This window comes from Prosthecobacter sp. (assembly GCF_044378005.1).
Lineage (GTDB): Bacteria > Verrucomicrobiota > Verrucomicrobiia > Verrucomicrobiales > Verrucomicrobiaceae > Prosthecobacter.
Genome location: NZ_JBILYB010000266.1, coordinates 1 through 4,137, shown reverse-complemented (window position 1 = coordinate 4,137; position 4,137 = coordinate 1). Strand labels below are relative to the sequence as shown.

Below are 4,137 nucleotides of genomic sequence, written 5' to 3'. Positions count from 1 at the left end.
CCCCGCTGACGATTTCAAAAGCCGCCCCGCTCATGCTCATCGACCTGCCGCTACGCTTTGATCGCCTGACTGCCGGCACCTTCGCCGGCTACCCGCTCTCTCCCGTGAACCCTGTGGCTTACCTCGCGCCAGCTCCGCCCGCGCCACCGTGGAATGCCGCCACCTTTGGCTTCAACGCCGCCGCCTACGCTGCCCAGCTCGGCACCGGCAACATGTACATCACCCTCACCTTCAAGATCCGCCTCACCACGACTGATGCCACCGACGCAGTCGGCGTGATCGGAGTTCGCCTCGTCCCGGATAACACGCCATGAAAACGCTCATCCTCCTGCTATGCGTCGTCCTCGCCCACGGCGCACTCTTTGCCCAGCCTCTGCCCGCCGTGCATGGCCGCGTCTATGGCCAGGACGAAAAGGGGGCCAATCTCGGCCCCGTGCCTGGGGCAAAGATCGAGCTGCTCTCCGCCAAAAGCAGCACCGTCATCGCCACGGCCACCGCCGACTCACCGGGCGGCTACTTTCAGATCAAAGACCTGCCGCCCGCTGACTACGCCTACCGCGTGACTGCCGCTGGATTCAGGACCGAGGACGAAAAGCGCGGCTTCAAAGTCCCGCAGACCTCGCTGGAATACGTCCACGACTTCATCCTCACCCGGCCGCCGCCGAAACGTGAGCGCTGTGATATGCCCGTGCTCGTGGTGAAGCGTGTCAGCACTAGCGGCAATGAGGCCGACACCGTCCGGCTGCCCGCCGCCTCCGCCAGCCTCCTGCTGCGCCCGAACTCCCCGAAGATCGCCACACCGCCGAGCCAACCCTTCGTCGCCAATGCCAAAGGCGACCTACTTCTCAAAGACCTCGCCGTCGGTGAATACAGCGTCGCCATCGAGGCTCCCGACGCCCAGCCTTTCATCGGCACTCTCCAGGTGAAGTGCGACAGTGCCGACCAGATCGTCTTTGAACTCCAGCCCTGCGATGCCGTCCTGCACAGCTTCGTCCGCGCGCTTCTTCGCGAAGGCTGGGGCCGCACACCTGCCGCGAAAGCCGCCGCCACCCAGGCCTACCAGGCCGCCGCACGCGGTGCTGGTCAAAACCCTGCGCTCGACTACGCCCGCGCTCTGTCCCAGCTCAGTGCCGGAAGCTATGACGACGCCATGAAAAGCCTCGCCTCTGCCATCGCGCAGCCGCCCGGGACCGTCACCGCACGTGCCAGCGAGATGCAGCTCTGGATGTCCCTGATCCAGCATCAGCCCGCCCAGGCCCTGCGCGACGCCCGCACCTGGAGCAAGCAGTTGTCCCCCGACACCAGCACCAGCCCAGCGGCGCGCGATACCGCCTACCTCTGCGGCATCGCCCTAGGGCTCATCAAGGGACCGTGGAAGCCGGATGTCCCCGCCGGTGAGTCTGTCCTCTTTGAGCGCGACCTCCTCGCCGTCTTGCCTTCTGATCTTCGCCCACAGGTCGAGAAAGCCCGCGACAGCGTCGCCGCCACCTTTGCCAAACTCAAAGCTGGAGCCGACTCCGAGCGCGGCCGCATTGCCGCAGAGGCAGGCGACAAAATGAAGGCCGCCGTCGCCCGGATCGAAGCGCGGCAGACCGCCATCGAAAACGAAGTCGCCCTCATCGATGCCGACCTCCAGCGTCTCCAGGGCATGGCGCAGGCCGGCGATCAGAGCCGCATCCAGATCACTGGCTTCAGCCAGCAGCGCCAGGCGCTCGCCGCACAGATGCGTTCTCTCCAGGCCCGCCTCCAGCAGCTCGCCGCCATGATGTCCCAGACCCGCCAGATGCCGCCGACCACACAGCCACGCTTCCCTCAAAAAGACGGCCAGCGTGGCACCACCAGTCCTACTTTTGTCCCCCAGCAGCCGACTCCTCAGCCGATGAATCCGCAGCTCCAAAACGAAATGCAGCAGATTCAGAGGCAGCTCGTCGTGCTCCAGAACCAAGATGCCCAGCTCGCCGCAAGACAGGTCAATGCGCAGAACCAGTTTCCACGCACCACTGGAGGTTCACCGGCTGAGGTTGAGGCCAAGCTGAAGCGTCGCGAAGCCCTCGCCCAGGAGTCCGCCATGCTCGACCAGCAGCTCGTCGATACCTCCAACGGCACACCCACCGCCAACCCCGAGACCACCGGCCTCGCCCGCCGTGCCCGTCTGGTGAAAACCTACCACGACCTCCCGCTGGAGGGTCGCCGACAGGAACTGCTGAAGCAGTTCAACTGCGGTGCCGCCAAGGAAGCTACTCGACCAGCCGCCAACGCGCAGCCCGTCGAGATCATCGAGAAAGATTTTCCGACCCAGCGTGTGCGCTGAGGCGGTCTAAGCCCTCGCTGCCAGCTTCAGCCGGAACTTAAGGTGTTTCATAACCCCTCTCAGATGCCCCCATGATTTGATCCCTCGTCTGTGCGCCTCATCGCCCCGTCATCCGCGCCAGCAGATCCGCGGCTTCCTGGGCGGTGATCACGCTTTCCATTCCCTCCGGCATGAGGGAGGTCTTCAGCGTCTTCATCTCCTTGATGTCACGACGCAGCACGGGGAACTCCACCCCGCCCGGCAGTTTCAAGGTCACGCTGCCCGGCGCCTCGGCGGCGATCAATCCGGCGATCTGGGTCCCATCCTGTCTCGTGATCTGTGTGGAGGCATTCCGCAATTCCACCGCACGGTTTGGATCAAAGATGGCCTCCAACAGTTGATCCATCGGCTTCGCGGCCACCGTCGCCAGATCCGGACCGACCTCCACGCCCATGCCGCCGAGCTTGTGGCAGGCCATGCATGCTTTGGCAAAGACTGCCTCGCCTCGCTTTGCATCGCCGCGCAGACTTCCCACCTCTTGGACATAGCGCTTCACCACCTTCTGGCGGTCTGCATTGACGTTCGTGATCACCGGCACTTCGGCCACAGGCTTTGCGGGTGCCGCCTTCGGGAACCACGTCGCCAGTTCTTCGGGATGGATTTCCTCGCTGCCTGCCGCCACGAGCGCCACACCGCGCACTTTTGGAAACGCCAACCTCATCAGCGAGATCAAAGCAGGCCGCTGCGCCTCATCCAGCAGCGCCGCCGTCCATGCTGCTTGAAGCCGCACGGATAGGGGGGTGACGGACCCTCTGGCGAGTTCGATCAGCTCTGGCACGGCCGCCTTGTCCTGCTTTTCCAAAAGCAGCCGCTGCGCTGTGTCCCGCGTCCAGCGGTGGTTGGAGGCCATCGCCTTCATCGGCTCCTTTAGCAGGGCTACCTCACTCTTCGTCGTGCTCGGTCCGCTGATCCGATAAATCCTGCCCATGTCCTCGCCGGCACGCAGGTTCAGCCCTTTGGAGATGTCCGCTGGAATCCACTCCGGGTGCTCCAGCACGAGGCGATACATATCGACGACGTAGATCGCGCCATCCGGTCCAGGACGTGCCATGCTGGGGCGCGACCAATTGTCCCCGCTCGCGAGAAATTCGCTCTTTGCATCGTCCGGGTGGCGCTGGCTCGTGATCGGCAGCTTCGAGTGATCCAGCAGCTCCCGATGCACCAGATTGTTTGCCGGTTCGCAGACCAGCAGAGACTGATCCTTGCCATCAAACCACGGCATCGGCGCGCAGCCCGAAGTCAGCGTTTGAATCGCGCTCGCCCAGTTGAACCGCCGCACCGCCGGGCTGATGGGCAGCACGGTCTTCTCCTCATTGATCACCGCCCGCACCGAGGTCGCGAGCTTGTCGGGGTGCGACTCCATCCAGCGCATCGGCAGATAATAATGCCAGCCCATCGTGCTGTTGTTGTTGCCGAACCAATTCCCGAAATCATCCCGCCACTTCCCATACTGCGAGCGGCCAAACTCCCGCTCAAACTTCCCGGTCACGGGATGGAAGCGGAAGTCATTGGTGCCGAGTTTGATTTTCTCCCCCGTCTTCACCACCGTCACATTGCCGCCACTGTCACCATTGGCCCCGTGCAGCCAGCCATCCAGGCCCCAGCAGAAGCCATTCACGAGATGCTGCGGATTCCCCGCCGTGAAGCCCGAGTACCAGACCTCGCGTTCATCGCACTTCCCGTCTCCATCCGAGTCGCGGGCATAGACCAGGTCTGGAATCGCCGAGATGAAAACGCCGCCCTTCCAGCAGGCCAGGCCCGTGGGGTGCAGCAGCCCGTCGAGAAAC

The 4,137-nt window shown here is 63.9% G+C and carries 3 protein-coding genes; 2 read left to right on the top strand and 1 reads right to left on the bottom strand.

The features are described from left to right. Positions 1 to 314, top strand: a 314-nt coding sequence (locus tag AC6FTP_RS25825; protein WP_497209776.1) for a hypothetical protein, incomplete at its 5' end; no start/stop codon positions are given. Next, positions 311 to 2,311 (top strand): hypothetical protein, encoded by a 2,001-nt coding sequence (locus AC6FTP_RS25820; RefSeq protein ID WP_497209775.1) that lies wholly within the window; start codon positions 311 to 313, stop codon positions 2,309 to 2,311. The genes AC6FTP_RS25825 and AC6FTP_RS25820, both read left to right, overlap by 4 nt. 97 nt (positions 2,312 to 2,408) lie before the next feature. Here AC6FTP_RS25820 and AC6FTP_RS25815 read toward each other — a convergent pair. Beyond that, on the bottom strand, positions 2,409 to 4,137 hold a 1,729-nt coding region (locus AC6FTP_RS25815; RefSeq protein ID WP_497209774.1), incomplete at its 5' end, for a PVC-type heme-binding CxxCH protein.

Excerpts from the sequence above, each read along its gene's own strand:
- AC6FTP_RS25820 (WP_497209775.1), top strand. The coding sequence starts at position 311 with ATGAAAACGCTCATCCTCCTGCTATGCGTCGTCCTCGCCCACGGCGCA.